The 16,136-nt window shown below is 71.6% G+C and carries 13 protein-coding genes, 1 tRNA gene and 2 pseudogenes; 5 read left to right on the top strand and 11 right to left on the bottom strand.

Features of this window, described 5'->3' with window-relative positions; translation table 11 throughout:
* Nucleotides 1-38: 38 nt before the first annotated feature.
* On the top strand, nucleotides 39-1,436 hold the full coding sequence (locus ACFV7R_RS38830; protein WP_385272844.1) for an MFS transporter: 1,398 nt from the start codon (nucleotides 39-41) through the stop codon (nucleotides 1,434-1,436).
* 1 nt (nucleotide 1,437) lies between these two features.
* Here ACFV7R_RS38830 and ACFV7R_RS38825 read toward each other — a convergent pair whose 3' ends face one another.
* A complete protein-coding gene (locus ACFV7R_RS38825; protein ID WP_385272841.1) occupies nucleotides 1,438-2,343 on the bottom strand; it encodes a transketolase family protein in 906 nt (301 codons plus the stop codon).
* Nucleotides 2,344-2,412: 69 nt separating this feature from the next.
* Nucleotides 2,413-3,120 carry a transketolase gene (locus ACFV7R_RS38820; protein WP_385272838.1) on the bottom strand — a complete coding sequence of 236 codons (708 nt, stop codon included), beginning with the start codon at nucleotides 3,118-3,120 and terminating at the stop codon, nucleotides 2,413-2,415.
* A gap of 162 nt (nucleotides 3,121-3,282) precedes the next feature.
* Between ACFV7R_RS38820 and ACFV7R_RS38815 the strand changes: the two genes are divergently transcribed.
* Nucleotides 3,283-3,359 (top strand) — tRNA-Pro (locus ACFV7R_RS38815).
* Between the two features lie 104 nt (nucleotides 3,360-3,463).
* On the opposite strand, the gene ACFV7R_RS38810 is transcribed toward ACFV7R_RS38815, so the two are convergent.
* The 9 genes and pseudogenes from ACFV7R_RS38810 to ACFV7R_RS38770 all read right to left on the bottom strand — a co-directional run bounded on the left by ACFV7R_RS38810 (nucleotide 3,464) and on the right by ACFV7R_RS38770 (nucleotide 11,925).
* Nucleotides 3,464-4,594 (bottom strand): hypothetical protein, encoded by a 1,131-nt coding sequence (locus tag ACFV7R_RS38810; protein ID WP_385272835.1) that lies wholly within the window; start codon nucleotides 4,592-4,594, stop codon nucleotides 3,464-3,466.
* A gap of 95 nt (nucleotides 4,595-4,689) precedes the next feature.
* A pseudogene (locus tag ACFV7R_RS38805) lies at nucleotides 4,690-4,821 on the bottom strand (IS630 family transposase); the annotation flags it as partial.
* Between the two features lie 295 nt (nucleotides 4,822-5,116).
* Nucleotides 5,117-6,151 carry an IS110 family transposase gene (locus ACFV7R_RS38800; protein WP_385272832.1) on the bottom strand — a complete coding sequence of 345 codons (1,035 nt, stop codon included), beginning with the start codon at nucleotides 6,149-6,151 and terminating at the stop codon, nucleotides 5,117-5,119.
* 82 nt (nucleotides 6,152-6,233) lie between these two features.
* Nucleotides 6,234-6,601: pseudogene (locus tag ACFV7R_RS38795) on the bottom strand (transposase); the annotation flags it as partial.
* 118 nt (nucleotides 6,602-6,719) lie between these two features.
* Entirely contained in the window at nucleotides 6,720-7,973 is a 1,254-nt protein-coding gene (locus ACFV7R_RS38790) for an ABC transporter substrate-binding protein (protein WP_385272829.1), read from the bottom strand.
* Nucleotides 7,970-9,226: a branched-chain amino acid ABC transporter permease gene (locus tag ACFV7R_RS38785; protein WP_385272826.1), complete on the bottom strand. Its 1,257-nt coding sequence runs from the start codon at nucleotides 9,224-9,226 to the stop codon at nucleotides 7,970-7,972. Before ACFV7R_RS38785 ends, ACFV7R_RS38790 begins: the two co-directional genes overlap by 4 nt.
* Nucleotides 9,219-10,109: a branched-chain amino acid ABC transporter permease gene (locus ACFV7R_RS38780; RefSeq protein ID WP_385272823.1), complete on the bottom strand. Its 891-nt coding sequence runs from the start codon at nucleotides 10,107-10,109 to the stop codon at nucleotides 9,219-9,221. Before ACFV7R_RS38780 ends, ACFV7R_RS38785 begins: the two co-directional genes overlap by 8 nt.
* The gene (locus ACFV7R_RS38775; RefSeq protein WP_385272820.1) at nucleotides 10,106-11,059 is read right to left on the bottom strand and encodes an ABC transporter ATP-binding protein; all 954 of its coding nucleotides are present in this window, start codon (nucleotides 11,057-11,059) and stop codon (nucleotides 10,106-10,108) included. Before ACFV7R_RS38775 ends, ACFV7R_RS38780 begins: the two co-directional genes overlap by 4 nt.
* A complete protein-coding gene (locus ACFV7R_RS38770; protein WP_385272817.1) occupies nucleotides 11,056-11,925 on the bottom strand; it encodes an ABC transporter ATP-binding protein in 870 nt (289 codons plus the stop codon). The genes ACFV7R_RS38775 and ACFV7R_RS38770 overlap by 4 nt, the downstream gene beginning before the upstream one ends.
* Before the next feature lie 365 nt (nucleotides 11,926-12,290).
* On the opposite strand from ACFV7R_RS38770, the gene ACFV7R_RS38765 reads away from it, so the two are divergent.
* From ACFV7R_RS38765 to ACFV7R_RS38755, 3 genes are all read left to right on the top strand, one after another.
* Nucleotides 12,291-13,667: a PucR family transcriptional regulator gene (locus ACFV7R_RS38765; RefSeq protein ID WP_385272815.1), complete on the top strand. Its 1,377-nt coding sequence runs from the start codon at nucleotides 12,291-12,293 to the stop codon at nucleotides 13,665-13,667.
* 320 nt (nucleotides 13,668-13,987) lie between these two features.
* Nucleotides 13,988-14,299 carry a hypothetical protein gene (locus ACFV7R_RS38760; protein WP_385272812.1) on the top strand — a complete coding sequence of 104 codons (312 nt, stop codon included), beginning with the start codon at nucleotides 13,988-13,990 and terminating at the stop codon, nucleotides 14,297-14,299.
* Nucleotides 14,299-15,933 (top strand): cation acetate symporter, encoded by a 1,635-nt coding sequence (locus tag ACFV7R_RS38755; protein WP_385272809.1) that lies wholly within the window; start codon nucleotides 14,299-14,301, stop codon nucleotides 15,931-15,933. Before ACFV7R_RS38760 ends, ACFV7R_RS38755 begins: the two co-directional genes overlap by 1 nt.
* The last annotated feature ends 203 nt before the right edge of the window (nucleotides 15,934-16,136 follow it).

Here is a 16,136-nt window from a genome sequence, read left to right as displayed (position 1 = left end):
ACGAAGGGGGCGGGGTGGGGCCGGCGGAGGGTGCGCCTGTGGGCCGGGCGTCCGGTGACGGGTGGGCTCCGGGGGAGGGTGCGCCGTCGGGAGCGGGGGGCGGCAGCAGGTTCGGCGACGGACGGGGTGACAACGTTGCCGGGGCGCCGCGTGAGCGGAGCGGCGGGGGAGCGCGGCCGGTCTGGTCGCGGGACTTCGCGCTGTTCTTCGTCGCCCGGGGCGTCGCCCGGCTCGGCGACACCATGCTCCCGGTCGCCCTCGCCGCAGGCCTCCTCCAGCACGGGTACGGTGCGGGCGCGGTCGGCCTCGCCATGGCGGCGACGGCCGCGGCCTTCGCCGGCCTCGTCGTCTTCGGCGGGGTCATCGCCGACCGGTTCAGCACGCGCAAGCTGATGATCGGCGCCGATCTGGTGCGGCTCGGCACCCAGTCCTTCGCGGCCGTGCTGTTCCTCATGGATCACGTGGTTCTCTGGGAGATCTGCGCGATCGGCGTCGTGAACGGCGTTGCGGGCGCCGTGTTCCAGCCCGGTGTGGCCGGCATGGTGCCCCGGCTCGCCTCCGACCTCCAGGGCGCCAACGGCGCCATACGCATCGCCGAGTCCGCCGCCCAACTCGCCGGTCCCGCCGTCGCCGGCCTCCTGGTCGGCTTCGCCTCACCGGGCGGCGTGTTCGCGGCCCATGCCGCCACCTACGCGGTCAGCGCCCTCTGCCTGCTACTGCTCCGGCTCCCCCCGCTTCCGCAGGGCAGCCGCTCTCCGGGGCGTGGCGCGAGCGCCTTCAAGGCCGATCTCGTCGAGGGCTGGCGGGAGTTCCGGTCGCGCACCTGGCTGTGGGGCGTGATCGCCGTCTGGTGCGTCTACATGATCGCCGTCCACGGTCCGACCGTGCCGCTCGTCGCCACGGAGGTCGTCCAGGAGCACGGGCCGCGCGCCTACGGGCTGGTCAACTCCGCGCTGGGCGCCGGCACCGTCGTCGGCGGACTCCTCGCCCTCAGGCTGCGCCCCCGCCGGATGCTACGGGCCGGGGCGATCGCCCTCGTCGGCTTCGCCGGGTTCCCCGCGACCGTCGGCCTCGGCCTCGACGTCCCGGCGATGGCCGCCGGTGCTGCCGTGGCCGGGGCCGGGATGTCGTTCTGGGGCGTCATGTGGGCGACCAGCGTCCAGACCCAGGTGCAGCCCGACGTCCTGAACCGCATCCACGCCTACGACGTCGCCGGCTCCCTCGCCATGATGCCCGTCGGTCAGGCCCTCGCGGGCCCGGCCGCAGCCGCCCTCGGCGCGGACCACGTCCTCCTCGTCTCCGGCGCGATGAGCTTCGTCGTCGTGATCGCCCTGCTCTCGGTCCCGGCGATACGCGGCCTGGTGCGCGTCGACCCGCCGACGGCCCGCTCCGGGAGGAGGGGCATACGAGGGGAGGTGTGTGCGGAGAAGGGGTGACTCACCGGGCTGCCGCCACGAAACCCGCGATCCGCTCCCGCAGTGACCGGGCGTCGAGGCCGTGCGCGGTGACGTGCTCCTCGACGGTCCCGTAGCGGCGCAGCTCCCGGCGGCCCACTCCCAGGCCCAGGACACGGTGCGGCACGTGGGAGAGGGCGTCGTTCACGGTGGCTGTCGAGGTGCCCGCCAGGTAGGGCTCGACAAGGACGACGTCCGTCCCCGCCGACTCCGTGGCCCGGCGCAGGGCGGCCGTGTCGAGAGGCCGGACGGTCGTCGCGTAGAGCACGGTGACATCGATGCCCTCCGTGGCGTCGAGCACGGCGTCGAGCGTCGGCCCGACGGCGAGGACCACCCCCGCACGCCCCTCGCGGACCGTACGGAGACGCGCGCCGTCGACCGGGAGGCCGTGCGCGTTCGACTGCACCGACAGCCGGACGTACACCTTGTCGTCGCCGGCGGCGACCGCCTGGCGCAGGAGCGTCTCGGCCTCGTCCGGGTGGCCGGGCACGTGCACGGTCCAGCCGTCGACGGTGTCGAGCAGCGCCACATCGCCGGGAGCCATGTGCGTGTACCCGCCCGCCGGCCAGTCGAAGGACGCCGCGGCACTCACCAGCACCGCCCCCACCCCTTGGTGGCCGAGGTCCAGCTTGACCTGCTCAAACGGCCGCTCGACCAGAAAGCTGGCAAAGGTGTGCACGACCGGCCGCAGCCCGGTCAGCGCCAGCCCCGCGCCCGTCCCGATGAGCAGCTGCTCGCGGATACCGACGTTGATCACCCGGTCGGGGTGCCGTCCCCGGGCGTCGGTGAAACCGTCCACGCCGATCTCGGCCAGGACGACCGCGACCCGGGGATCCTCGTCGAGCAACCGGGAGATGACAGGGGCGAAACGGTCACGCATGGTGTCCATGGACGTCGGCTCCTTCGCTGAGGCCGTAGGGAGAGCGAACTGGTTCTGCAGGCCTGCCCGATCGCCGCCTCACGCGGACTTCGGCTCCACCCGGGCCACGACCACGTGCGGGCGGCCCGGATGCGGCGCGGTGAAGGCGGCGTGCAGTGCCGCGTGATCGCGACCGTCGACGGTCACCGTGGACCAGCCCGCCGCGTCGAAGCGAGCCGCGATGCCGCCGGGCCGGGCGTGGCTGGCGGAGGCGTTGTCCACGACGACGGTGTGCAGCCGGTCCAGTCCGGCGGGCCCGGCGAAGGCGATCGCCTCGTGGTTGCTGCCCTCGTCCAGCTCGGCGTCCCCGACCAGCACCCACACCCGCGGTTCGACCAGGCCCTGGGCACGCAGCCCCAGCGCCGTGCCGACGGCGATCGGCAGCCCGTGCCCCAGCGAGCCGCTGCCGATCTCGGCGCCCGGCACCAGCATCCGGTCGGGGTGGTGTCCGAGCGGGGAGTCGTAGGAGCCGAAGCCCGGCAACCAGTCCACCGGAACGAAGCCCTTGGCGGCCAGGACCGCGTAGTACGCCATCGGCCCGTGCCCCTTGGACAGCAGGAACCGGTCCCGCCCCGGGTCCTCCAGCCGCCCCGGCTCGACCCGCAGAACCCGGTCGTAGAGCACCCACAGCACGTCCAGCGTGGACGTCGCCGCAGGCCCGTGCTTCTCGTCGCCGGTCATGAGGGCCATCAGGCGGGGCAGATCGGTGCAGCCGTACGTACGGGTGCCTTCGTCGATGATCGTCATGTGGACGATCGTGCAACCTCAACCAAACTTCAGGTCAAGCGTCACTCGTCGGCGAGCTGCACCGTGCGCCGGCCACGCATAATCGGGTGCGCGACCACCGACCCGAGTGCGGTATTGTTTCCATGCGTGCTCGGCCGGGGGAAAGCCCAGGTCAGACGGCACCGGGACGTGGCGCAGCTTGGTAGCGCACTTGACTGGGGGTCAAGGGGTCGCAGGTTCAAATCCTGTCGTCCCGACCAGCTTTGATGCAGGTCGGAGGCCGTTCTCCCGCTCAGGGAGGGCGGCTTTTCGCGTTGCTGGAGGGCTGGTAGTCGCACTGTGGTCGCGGGCCGGATGCGGGGCGTTACCGGAGACTGTGGCGGTCGAGGCGGTGGATGAGGGCGGGGCGGCGTTGGTAGTTCTCGCGCAGGCGGGTCAGGCGCTGGTGGAAGTCGGTGCCCCGTCCGGTGTGGCCGTAGGCGTCGCGCAGTTCCGCGAGGAGGGCGACGGCCTGGTCGTAGGCGGTGCTCTTCTTGGTGGCGATGTGCGCCTCGATCCGCTGCCAGGCGGACTCGGCCTCGCGTGCGAGGGCGGTCAGGTGCCGGGCGCGGGCTTCGGCTCGTTCGTGTTCGGCGTGCTGTCGGCGTTCGGTGCGCAGGGTGTGGGCGGCGTCCAGGAGGTGGGCGGCGGACCGGCGCCCGGGGATCGCAGTGGGGGCGGCGGTGCCGCGCAGGCGGTGCAGGAGTTCGGTACGCAGCTGCGGTTCGGGGCCGAGAGCGAGCCGCAGCAGCAGGGCGTCTTTCTCCTGCTCCGGTAGGGCGGCGATCAGCGGCGCGAGTTCCTTCTTCGCGGGATTGGCCGACTTCCTTGGGCTCGGCGGGCTGGCCTGCGCCGCGGCCGCCAGCAGATCGGCGTCCACACGCAGGAAGTCCGCGAGCGCGCGCTGCGGAGCGGTCAGCTCGCCGAGGCCGGCCGGGACAGGCGGTTCGGGGCAGGACTGATACTCCTCTTCTTCGTCGTCTTCGAGTTCCCAGGCGGCGAGCGCGGAGAGCCACGCGAGGTAGAGGGGGCGCAGGTCGCTGGTGGCGAGTTCGTCGCGTACGCCGATGAGGGCGGCCAGCGAGTCGTCGGAGCCCTCGATCCAGTCGCCGCCTTCGTCCTCGCTGGTGAGGTCGAGCAGCAGGTGGGTGCGGGTGGTCCAGGCGTCGACGCGGTGGTCCAGGCAGTACGGCTTCACCGTGGGCAGGGCCAGGGCTTGCCTGGGCAGGCGGAGCATCAGCCGGTGGGTGCCCCAGTTGGTGACGTATAGGTGTGCGTCGAAGTAGCGCTCGACCATGCGGCGTGGGTTTCCGCTCAGATCACCCCAGTTGTAGGTGTTGGTGAAGCTGGTGGCGGTGATCCGGGCCCGGCTGGAGATGGCCCGCAACTGGTCCTGCTCCTCGCGGCTGAGCGGCCGGTCGAGGGCCTGGAACTCGTAGTACTGGTACTCGCTCACACGGCGGACCCTACTGCCGTCGCTGATGGACCGGGGACCGGGCGAGGTTGCCGGCGCCGCCTAGTGCTGTGACCGCATAGGTTCGCCGGGTGGGGTCAGGCTGCGGTTTTGAGGGGGCGCCCGCCCCATCGGATGCCTTTCTCGCTGCGGATGCGGGCGCGTTCACGGCGTTCGGCGGCCAGGACGTCGCGGTGGCGGGCGTTGGCGTTGCGCCAACGCACCCATGAGGGCCGGACTTGTCAAGGGCAGACGAGTACCTGGCCCGGCGTGCTCACGGGCTGGGGCCGGGCAGGGGAGCCTGTGCCTCTTCGGCCGGGGTGTCGGTAGTCCCCGGAGACAGGTCGGGCGGAGGAGGTCTCACACGCACCCATTCGGTTCCGTGCACCGCTGCCGGGCCGGCGCCATGACCCTGGTCCGGGGGCCGGGCTGCTCATTCAGGTAGTCGAGTGCGGCGGGGCCGGCTCATGCGTTGACGCGAGCGCGCCCGGGGTCGGCAACCCTTCCGGGAAGGAAGTGTGGGTGTCATCGGCTCGGTGCTGCCTCCCGGACCGGACGGGTGTCCTGCTGGCAGGCTTCGTACTGGACGAGCAGATGCCCGGCGCGGGTGAGGAGTTTGCGGGCGATCGCGCTCGTGGCGATCTTCTTGCCGCGGCGGTGGGCGATCTGCTGGTAGCAGGCGACGAACTGCGGGGATCGTTTGGCGGTTTGGGCCGCTTCGTTCAGGATCCAGCGCACCCAGGGATTGCCTTGTCTGGAGATGTGGCCGTAGCGGACGGTGCGGTCCGAGCCGCGGACGGTGGGGGTGAGCCCGGCCCAGGAAGCGAGCCTGCGGGCAGAGGGGAACCGGCGGATGTCCCCGATCTCGGCCAGCAGGACCAGAGCGGTGAGTGGTCCCATTCCCGGCAGGGTGGTCAGGACCTGTACCCGCGGGTCGGCCCTGGCCGCCGCCGTCAGCTCGGCGTCGAGCCGGTCGATGGGGGCCTGCACGGCATCGATCATCTCCAGCAGATCGGTGACCACGGTGCGGGAGGCCGTGGGCAGCGGGAGCTGGTCCATCCACGCACGCCCGGGTCCGCTCCAGCAGCTGCGGCTGGTTCCCCGGTCACAGCCGTGGTCGGCCAGCACAGCGTGGATCCGGTTGCGCAACAGGGTCCGCAGCCGGACCAGTTGGGCCCGGTGCCGCAGCATGGCCCGCCGCTGCCGGACCGGGAGCGGGGCGATCCACGCCTCGGGCAGCAGATCGGCCCGCAGCGGCCGGGCCAGGGTGGCCGCATCGACCTTGTCGTTCTTCAGCCGGGCCGCGGCGATGGCCCTGCACTGCAGCGGATGGACGAGGTGCGGCTCGAAGCCGTGCTCCTGGAGCAGGTCCACCAGCCAGCCCCACCCGAAGGCCGCCTCGAACGCCACCGGGGTGCCTGCCGGAAGATCCCCGATCACCCCCAGCACCGACACCCGCCCGTTGGGCACATTCCTGTTCACCCTGATCCCGCCGCCCTGGCTGGCGACGGCGATTTGCGAACCCTTGCGATGTACGTCGATCCCGACGTAGACAGACATCCCGGGCCTCCTTCCCGAGCTCGCAGGAACCCGGAACCAGAATCCACCGGGCTGAGCGAAGGGGGCCCGGCCCTCATAGCGTCAGGTAGGCGGCGAGTTTGCGGATCGACCAGCGGGTGAAGGGCTGGCCGAGCTTGGTCGGGCGGGTGGTGGCCGTCTGGACGACGAAGTCCTCGTCGTCAGGGTTGAGTTGGCGGGGACGACCTCCCGCCCACTGAGGTCCAGGCAGGCCAGGCCGATCTCGTTGAAGCGGTGGATCACATCGCGGACGGTGTCCTCGTCGGCCTGCACCAGCTGGGCGATCACCGGCACGCGGTTCCCGCCGGCCGAGGCCAGCAGCATCATCGCGCGCCGGTAGCGCACCGAACTGGTGCTGCCCCGGCGCACGATCTGCTGCAGCCGTTGGCCCTCCTGGTCGGTCAGTCTGCGCACACGGACAGGCTCGGCCACCGCGCCTCCAGCGATCGGAACGGACATCACCGCACATCCAACCGCCACGACCACCAACCCGGCGAACCTATGCGGTCACAGCACCAGCTCCTTGGTCATGCCCTTGAGCCGGGCGGGTTCAGCCCTTGGGCAGGGCGTAGGTCCGCGCCGCGGGCACCTCGTGGGCCGGTTCGACGTTCGCGAGGCCGCCGGGGGCCGTCTTCGCCGGCTTGTGGATGAAGGACTGGTACGTCGGCGGCTTGGTGCGGTCCGAGAAGTTCAGCGGCACGCCGAGCACGGTGAGCCGGGACTGCTTGCGGTGGGCAGCGGCGATGCCCTCGCGCGTCAGGTCCTTCGCCTTGCAGGCTGCCTTGAGGTCTTCGCCGAGGACGCTGATCGCGTTCCAGCCGCTGACGACACCTGAGTCGAGCAGGTCCTTCGGGTACTTCGCCTTGTAGTCCTTGGCGAGCTTCTGCATGGCGGGGTTGTCGGTGAACGCCGGGGCGGGGCTCACCACCTGGAGCATCTTCTCCAGGGCGGGTCCGACCGGGGTCGCCATCAGCTGCGGGGCGAAGCCCGGCGAGCTGGTGAGGACCGGGACGGTGAAGCCCGCGGCGGCGGCGGTGCCGACCAGGGCGGCCGTCTGACGCGGACCGGCGCTGATCAGGACCGCCTTGACGCCGGCCTGCTTGAGCGCGGTGACCTGGGCGGTCAGGTCCTGGTCGGTGGGCTTGATCTTCTGCCCGACGACGGTCAGCTTCGCCTTCTTCGCCGCGTAGGTGGCACCGGCGAGCGCGTTCTCGCCGTACTCGCCCTCGAAGTAGACGTGGCCGATCTTGTCGCCCGCCTTCAGCTTGGCCGTACGGACGACGTGGTCGACGCCGTTGATCATGTCGACGTCGTAGGTGGAGCCGACCACCTGGACGTACTCGCCGCCCAGCAGGGTGGAGGCCCAGGCCATCGGGAACGTGAGCAGGTGCTTGGACTCGAGCTCCTGCGACAGCGAGGACACCACCGGGGAGCCGACCATCTGGGACACGGCGGCCACGTTCGGCTCGGTCTCGGTGAACGCGGACACGGCCTTCTGGACGTCGTAGCCGTGGTCCTTGACAGTGATTCTGACGGTCCGGCCGCAGATGCCTCCGGAGGCGTTGAGCTGGTCGGCGTACAGCTGCTGGGCGTTGACGATGCTCTTGCCGAGCGAGGCGTACGGGCCGGTGAGGTCGGTGAGCGCGCCCAGGGTGATGGTCTTCTCCGTCACTCCGGGGCCGGTCTTGACGCCGTCGCTGCCGGCGCTGCTCGCGTCGGTACCGCTCTTGGTGCTGCAGGCCGTGGCGCTCAGGGCGAGTGCGGCGATGACGGCTGCGGCGGGGGCAAGTCGGGTGCTTCTCACGGGGTGTGCTCCTTCGGGGTGGTGCGGGTGCGGAGAGGGAAACGCCGGGTGCGGGGGGAGTCGTCGCCCTTGCGGCGCGGCCGTCTGTGGGCCAGTCCGGCCAGGCCGCCGGGGGCGAAGATCAGAACGAGGACGATCGCGGTGCCGTAGAGATAGCGGGCCGCGTCGCCCGGGGACACGCCGGATCCCGTGGTGCCGGGAGCGGTGAGCAGGGGCAGGTCGTCGGCGTACTTGGTGAGCAGGTGGGGGATCAGGGCGACGAAGACGGCGCCGCAGACCGCGCCGCTCACCGAGCCGAGGCCGCCGATGACGATCATCGCGAGGTAGTCGATGGACAGCAGCAGGCCGAAGTGGTCGGGGACGACGCGCTTGAACACCAGGGCCAGCAGGGCGCCCGCGGCACCCGCGTACATCGAGGAGACGATGAACGCGGAGGCGCGGTAGCGGGTGAGATGGACTCCCATCACGGCGGCGGCGACCTCGCTGTCGCGTACGGCGCCGAGGGCGCGGCCGGGGCGTCCGCGCAGGATGTTGCGGGCGGCGAGCCAGGCCACGGCCATCAGGGCCAGGCCGACGTACCACAGGCGCTCCAGCCCCCCGAAGGGGACGCCGAGGACGGCGAGCCCGTCAGGGGAAGTGTCGGTGAAGGAGAAGCCGAATATGTCCAGCGGCGGTACGGAACGGCCGTTGAAGCCGCCGGTGACCTGCGGGGCGTTGAGCATCATGTGATGGCCGAGGAACACCAGGGCGAGGGTGGCGATGCCCAGGTACATGCCGCGCAGCCGGCCGGAGATGGGGCTGAACAGGCCGCCCGCCGCGCCGGCGAGCACGATCGCCAGCACGAAGGCGAGGACCGGCGGGAGCCCGAGGCCGTACAGGCTGCTGGAACCGGTGCCGGACGGCTCGGCCGCCAGCCACACATAGCCGTACGCGCCGACGGCGAGGAAGAAGGCGTGGCCGAGGGAGAGCTGGCCTGTCGTCCCGGAGAGCAGGTTCAGCCCGATGGCGCCGATGACGGCGGCCATGGCGAACAGGCCCGTCTGGAGCCAGAACGAGGTGACGTAGAAGGGGAGGGCGAGCAGGACCAGTACGCCGGCGGCCGGAGCGGCCGCGCGCCGCCCGCGGGGACCGAGCCTGCCGGACCACCCGGCCTGGACGGACGGGGAATCGGCGGCCGCGGGGGTGGGAACCGCCACGGTGTCGACGGTGCCAGTGGTGTCATGGGAGCCAGTGGTGTCGCGGGTATCAGACACGGGTCAGCTCCTTCGATCCGAAGAGACCGGTGGGCCGGACCAGGAGCACGAGCACCATCACGAGGTAGGGGGCCACATCGGAGAATCCGGCGCCGAGGACGCTCAGTTCGTTCTGGTAGCCGGCGGCCATCGCCGCGGTCAGGCCGATCACCAGACTTCCGACGAGCGCGCCGGCGGCCGAGTCCATGCCGCCGAGGATCGCCGCGGGGAAGGCGCTCAGGGCGATCTGACTGGTCGTACGGTCGAGTCCCGGCGCGGGGAACGCGGCGAGGAACACGGCGGCGAGCGCGGCGAGCACCCCGGCGACGCACCAGGCGATGAGCCGTACGCGGTCCAGCCGTATCCCCATCAGGGCCGCGGCTTCCGGGTCGGCGGCGGCGGACCGCATGGACAGGCCCCAGCGGGACCAGCGGAAGGCGGCGAAGAACGCGCCGATGACGATGACCGCGACGACGATGCTCGCGATCCGGGCGTCGGCGACGGTGATGCTGCCGAGCCGGGTCACATCGGCGCCCCAGGGGTCGCCCATGGTGAGGTAGTCGGCGCCGACCTGCCGGTTGAGTTCGGTGCTGAGCAGGACGTCCACGCCGATGGTGAGGATGGTCAGTGTGTGGATCTCCGCGCCGCGCAGGCCGCGGGTGGCCAGCAGCTGGACGAGTCCGGCGAGGGCCGCGGCGAGCGCGGCGCCGACGAGGACGGCGGGGATGAAGCCGATGGCGTCGTGGAGGCGGGCCGTGACATAGCCGCCGAAGAGCAGCAGGGAGCCGTGCGCGAAGTTCATCACGCCGGACGCTTTGAAGATCACGACGAAGCCCAGGGCTATCAGGGCGTAGACGGAGCCGAGCGCCAGTCCGTTGAGGACGGTTTCGGTGAGTTTGATCATGATGCCTCCTCCGAGTCGCGCTCGGTGTCCGGGGCGGTAGCCTCGGCGGTGTCCGTGCCGGTGTCCGTGTCCGTGGCAGATTCCGGTTCCGGCTCGGCTTCCGGTTCCGGCTCGGTGTCCTGGACGGGGGTGCCGAGATACGCGCTGATGACCGCCGGGTCGTTCTGGATGCGCTCGGGCGGCCCGTCCGCGATGAGGCGGCCGAAGTCGAGCACGGTCACCGAGTCGGCGATCCGCATGATCAGCCCCATGTCGTGCTCGACGATGAGGATCGAGATGTCCAGGGCGTCACGCACCCGGGCGATCGTCTCGGCCATGGCCGAGCGCTCGGTGGGGTGCATGCCGGCGACGGGCTCGTCGAGCAGCAGCAGCCTGGGCTCCATGCAGAGCGCACGCGCCATCTCCACCCGCTTGCGGTCGCCGTACGCGAGCCCGCCGACCGGCTTGTCGAACGCCGGGCCGAGGCCCAGGAAGTCGGCGATCTCGGCCGCGCGCTCCCGGTGGCGGCGCTGCTCGCGCACCGTATGGGGCAGCCGCAGCGCGCTCGCAGTGAAGCCTGCCCGGGTCAGCCGATGGCGGCCGAGCATGAGGTTGTCGGCGACGGTCCCGTGGGTGAGCACGATGTTCTGGAAGGTGCGGGCCACGCCGAGCTGAGCGATGCGGTGCGGTGCGAGGCGGGTGAGGTCCTTGTCCGCGTACCGGACGGCTCCGGCGGTGGCGCGGTAGACGCCCGAGATGACGTTGAAGCAGGTCGACTTGCCCGCGCCGTTGGGGCCGATGAGCGCGTGGATCGTGCCGGGCGCGACCGTGAAGGACAGGTCGTCGAGGGCGACCAGGCCGGAGAAACGCACGGTCAGGTTCTCGACCGTGAGGGCCGGGACCGGGTCGGGTCCTCTGTCCGGTGGGGTCGTGGCGGCCTCGGGGGTCGTGTCCGTCGTGCCGATGCTCATCCGTTCCACCTGCCAAGCTCCGTCAGTCCCGGTCCCGTCACGGAAGGAGTGCTCGCGGCCGTCACGTACGCGGCGTCGCCGTCCGCGTCAGGCGCGCCGCAGCCGGTCTCGTACGTCTCGCCCAGGTACAGCCGTCGCACCTCGTCCGCCGCGGCGAGGTCGGCCGATGCCCCCTCCAGCCGCACCTGGCCGACGTCCAGCACCGACGCGCGATCGGACAGCTCCAGGGCCATCGCGGCGTTCTGCTCGACGAGGAGGATCGAGGTCCCCTGGGCGTTGATCTCACGGATGATCTCCGCGATGCGCTGGACCATCAGCGGCGCGAGCCCCAGCGAGGGCTCGTCGAGGAGCAGCAGCCGCGGCGCCGCCATCAGCGCGCGGCCCATCGCGAGCATCTGCTGCTCGCCGCCGGACATCAGCCCGGCGGCCTGCCGCCGCCGCTCGGCCAGCACCGGGAACTGCGCGAAGACGCGCTCGCGGGCCGCCCGCAGCTCGGCGCGGGAGCGGCATGCCGACCCCAGGAACCCGGCCCGGAGGTTGTCCTCCACCGAAAGGGCGCCGAAGATCCGCCGGCCCTCGGGCACCTGCACCACCCCGGCGGCCACGGACAGCGCGGCGTCGCCGCTCAGCCGTACGCCGTCGAAGTGCACCGTGCCGCGCTCGACCGTGCCGCGGTGCAGTGCGAGGGTTCCCGAGACCGCACGGAGCAGTGTGGACTTTCCCGCTCCGTTGGAGCCGAGTACGGCCACGATCCGGCCCTGCGGTACGGTCAGCGACACCCCGTGGAGCGCCTGCACGGACCGTCCGTAGCTGACGTGCAGATCGCTGACCCGAAGGGTCCCCGCCTCGGACTCTGGTGGGCTCATCAGGGCGTTCTCCTTGCTCATCGTCGAGCGGGCGCGTGCCGGGCGCCGGACTGGAGCGCTACGAGAACACGGTGGTAGCGGGGCGTCCATGGACTGGGAGCGAGTCGCTGTCAGCTCCCAGCCGGGGCGTGATCCGCTTGTGAGGGGGCACAATCCGTACCTCCTGCTGTGCGTGGATCATCACGATTTGACGGACGTTTCGTTTCAGGGGGTGACCGACTGCTCAGCATGTGGATTCCTTGAAGCGCGCTCCATGGGCACACGCCGATCGCCGGCCGGTGGAGCCACCCACCTGCGACCCGCGCAGCGCAAGACATGGCGACCCGCCGTGCTGTTCTCGCACGCCCCGTCCGTCTGGAGGGTCCATGCACACCAGTTCCGTCCGTGGCGCGGTCCGCCCCCGCGTCACCACCGCCGGCACTGCCACCACCACCGCCGGTCCGCGGCCTGGTGCCGCCGCCGTCGGCCCACCCCCCGGCGCCACCGCCGTCGGCTCGCCACCGACCCTGCCCGAGCCCGCCGACGAGCCCTCGCCGCACCAGCTCTTCGACCACGCCTGCCGGCGCCTGCTCGGGTGCGGCCGGGCATTCAGCGACACCGTGGCGGACCAGATCCGCACCGAGGTGCCGTACTACGCCGACCCGGTGCTCGCACCGCCCGACCTGCCGCAGTCCGTGTACAAGGGCGTACGCATCACCCTGGAGGCCGCCCTCGACCCGGACCGGATCATGGACGTCGAGCGCTACACCCGTGAGCTCGGCATCCGCCGGGCCGAGGAGAACCGCCCCCTCGACGAGGTACTGCACGCCTTCCGGGTAGCCGGATCGGAGGTCTGGAGCGGGATCATCGGCGCCGTGGAGCGGGACGGCCTCGGCGACCAGCGCCACCTCGTGCGCGTGGCCGAGCTGGTGTGGAAGAGCAACGACCGCGACTGCGTCCTGCTGGCCGACGCCTACCGCCAGGTCGCCAAGGGTGTGGCCAGCCGCCACACCGAGCGCGTACGCCTGATCCTCGCCGCCGTACTGGAGAGCCGCAACGATCCGGCGTTCATCCGGGACGCGGCGTCGATCCTCAACCTGCCGCCCGACGGACGCTTCGCGGTCGCGGAGATACGGGCCACGCCGCCCTTCGGCCGCACGCCCGACGCCGTCCCGGAGATCCGCGGCATGCGCGTCCTGCGCCACACCGGGGGCCGGCGCGATGTGCTCGTCGCCCATCTCGGCGACCGCCCGCTCGACGCGCTTGTCTCCGCCCTCGACGCCGGTCCCGGCATGCGCATCGGCGTCAGCCCGGTCGTCCAGGGTCTGGAGAACCTGCCCCGGGCGCGGGACATGGCCGGACTCGCCCTGCGCACCTGCCGGGGAGACGGCGAGGTCGCCCGGCTCGACGCCCGTCTGCCCGACGGTCTGCTCATCTCACGGCCCGACCTGTCCGCCGAACTCGCCCTGCGGGTGCTCCGGCCGCTGTACGACCTGGAGCCCGCCGACCGCGAAACGCTGATCGACACGCTCGGGGTGTGGATCGAGAAGGGCGGCTCGGCGGTCCAGGCGGCCCGGCACATGCTGTGCCACCGCAACACGGTGTTGAACCGGCTGCGCCGCTTCGAACAGATCACAGGGCTCGAACTGTCCCGCCCCCGTGACCTCGTACGGCTCACGCTCGCGTTCGACGCACTCCAACTGCTCGGGCCTGCGGCCGTCCTCGGCGGCGCGGACGCCTGGGATCGCGACGTGGACGGCTGAGGCCGCAGGTTGCGACGTATGTCCACCGCGAGCACGCGATGCGTGCCCCGGCTCGGGCCGCCGCGCATGCCCCTCGCCTCTCCCGGCGGCCGTACCGCCGTGGCCGGTTTCCTTCCCCGCAGGTGGCTGAATGGGCATCAGCACAGTCACCTCCCTCCGGCGTTGGGAGCGGACAACGGCGTGCCCGAAGCGCATGGACTGACTGGTCGGTACGTGCTCTGGTGAGCCCGCATCAGGGGCAATGCCGTCAGGGGCAATGCCCGCGCAAGGCATCGCCCGAGCCGGGCGATGCGCGCATCCCTGCCCGCCAGGAGAGCTCCATGGCCCATCAGCACGCCCATCCGCACACCCCCCAGCACCATCAAAGACCCCGGCCCCACCCGCCCGGCAGATCCTTCCTGCTCGTCAACGGACTGACCTTCGCGGTCCACCTCCTGCTCGCCTGCACCGCCGAGGACCTGCTGGCCACGCGAGTCACCGGAGAGATCACCCTCGGCGTCGTCGCACTCCTCGCCCAGAGTTCGCTCCTGCTGTGGACGGCGGCGCGCTACGACCGCACCCCCTACGGCGAAGCCCCTTACGACGAGACCCCCTACGGCGAGGCCTCGTACGAGCCGCAGGGGGAGCGCTGATGCTTCCTCAGATGCTGCTCGCCGCAGGGGCACCCGGCACCCTCGACCTGGACACCGACACCCGCTCCTGGGTCCTCGTCGGCTTTCTGACGTTCATCGTCCCGATGCTGCTCATCTGTGTGCTCAACGGCCCCGAGCGCGACCGGGTCAACGACTTCTACACCGCGGGCCGCAGGCTGCGCCCCGTGCAGGGCGCCATCGTCCTCTCCGGCGTCTATCTCTCCGCCGCAACCGTGCTCGGTACGACGGGAGCCGTCGCGGTCTTCGGCTTCGACGGCCTGTTCATCGCCCTGTGCACCGTGCTGTCGCTCGGCGTCCTGCTCCTGCTGGCCGGCCCGCTGCGCGAGCGCGGCAGCTACACCCTCGGCGACACCTTCGCCCTGCGCGCCCCGGGGCCCGCCGTGCGGATCGCGGCCGCCGTCGTCACGTTGAGCGCCTGTATCCCGTATCTGATCGTCCAGCTCTCCGGCGCGGGCCGGACCACCGCCATGCTGCTCGGCCTTTCCGGACGGGGCGCCGAACAGACCGTCATCGTCATGATCGGTGCGCTCGTCGTCTGCGCCACGGCCTTCGGCGGGATGCGAGGCATGATCGCGCTGCAGATCATCAAGACAGTGTTCCTGCTCGCCATGGCGCTCGCCGTGGCCGCGGTGCTGCTCCACCGCTTCCACTGGAGCGCCGACTCCCTCATCGACACCGCCGCTCGGGGCAGCGGTCGACCCGAGGGCTACATGCGTCCCGGCCTGCGCTTCGCCGCCGGCGGCCCGGTCGAGAGCACGCTCGACTTCATCGGCCTGATGATCACCGTGGTGCTGGGCGTGGCGTGCCTGCCCCATGTCGCCACCCAGCTCAACACCGCGCCCGACCCGGCCGCCGCCCGACGTACGGTCCGCCACACCATCGGGATCGTCGCCGCCGTCTGCCTCGTCACCACCGTGATGGGCTTCGGTGCCGCGGCGGTGATCGGTGCCCCGAAGATTCTCGCCGCCGATCCCGGAGCCACCAGCAGCCTGCTGATGCTCACCGGCGATCTGGCGGGAGGATCGTCGGCGCAGACGGGCGAGGCATGGCTCGTCGTGCTGGTCGCCTGCGCGGTGTTCCTCACGACCCTTGCGGTTGTCGCGAGCGTGACCCTGGCGGCGGCGGGCGCGGTCGCCCACGATCTCGTCACCAACGTGGTGCGCCGCGGGCGTACCACCGAGGGCCGGGAGGTGGCCGCGGCCCGTATCGCGTCCGCCCTGGTCGGGATGCTGAGCATCTGCTGCGCGGTGTGGGTCCAGGGCTGGAACATGGGCTTCCTGTCCACGCTCTCCCTGGCGGTGGCGGCCTCCTGCCTGCTCCCGGCGCTGGTGTACGCGTTGTTCTGGCGCGGCTTCACGCGCCGGGGACTGCTGTGGACGCTGTACGGCGGCCTGGGCTCCGCGATCGGACTCCAGGTGTGCAGCCCCGTCTTCTCGGGCAACCCGATGGCGCTGGTGCCCGAGTGGCACATCGACTGGTTCCCGCTCCAGACAGTCGCCCTGGTGTCGCTGCCCGTCGCGTTCCTGCTCGGCTGGCTCGGCAGCGTGACGGGACAGCGGCATACGGCCCCGGTGGCGGAGGCGCCGGTCAAGCCTGACGCACTGACGCATTGACGCACGGACGCACGAAGGCGGCGGCCGGCGGAGCGCCCTCACACGCTCCACTGACCGCCGCTTCCACGCAACTCGGTACGGGCTCGAGCCTCCACCGATCCCGGAGCGGTTCACTCCTTTACCCGGCTGAGTACGCTGGACAGTGACCTCGAAGAACGATCCTTCGCACGCCGCTCATGGAGCACCCAACTGGGGGTCAAGGG

Source organism: Streptomyces sp. NPDC059866 (assembly GCF_042731325.1).
Lineage (GTDB): Bacteria > Actinomycetota > Actinomycetes > Streptomycetales > Streptomycetaceae > Streptomyces > Streptomyces flavusporus.
This window is presented reverse-complemented; position numbering and strand designations above follow the sequence as displayed.

What these genes read in the sequence shown, in the direction of transcription:
- ACFV7R_RS38825 (WP_385272841.1), bottom strand. Translation starts at nt 2,343, where the DNA reads ATGGACACCATGCGTGACCGTTTCGCCCCTGTCATCTCCCGGTTGCTC.
- ACFV7R_RS38820 (WP_385272838.1), bottom strand. Translation starts at nt 3,120, where the DNA reads ATGACGATCATCGACGAAGGCACCCGTACGTACGGCTGCACCGATCTG.
- ACFV7R_RS38800 (WP_385272832.1), bottom strand. Translation starts at nt 6,151, where the DNA reads ATGTCTGTCTACGTCGGGATCGACGTACATCGCAAGGGTTCGCAAATC.
- ACFV7R_RS38780 (WP_385272823.1), bottom strand. Translation starts at nt 10,109, where the DNA reads ATGATCAAACTCACCGAAACCGTCCTCAACGGACTGGCGCTCGGCTCC.
- ACFV7R_RS38775 (WP_385272820.1), bottom strand. Translation starts at nt 11,059, where the DNA reads ATGAGCATCGGCACGACGGACACGACCCCCGAGGCCGCCACGACCCCA.
- ACFV7R_RS38770 (WP_385272817.1), bottom strand. Translation starts at nt 11,925, where the DNA reads ATGAGCCCACCAGAGTCCGAGGCGGGGACCCTTCGGGTCAGCGATCTG.
- ACFV7R_RS38765 (WP_385272815.1), top strand. Translation starts at nt 12,291, where the DNA reads ATGCACACCAGTTCCGTCCGTGGCGCGGTCCGCCCCCGCGTCACCACC.
- ACFV7R_RS38760 (WP_385272812.1), top strand. Translation starts at nt 13,988, where the DNA reads ATGGCCCATCAGCACGCCCATCCGCACACCCCCCAGCACCATCAAAGA.
- ACFV7R_RS38755 (WP_385272809.1), top strand. Translation starts at nt 14,299, where the DNA reads ATGCTTCCTCAGATGCTGCTCGCCGCAGGGGCACCCGGCACCCTCGAC.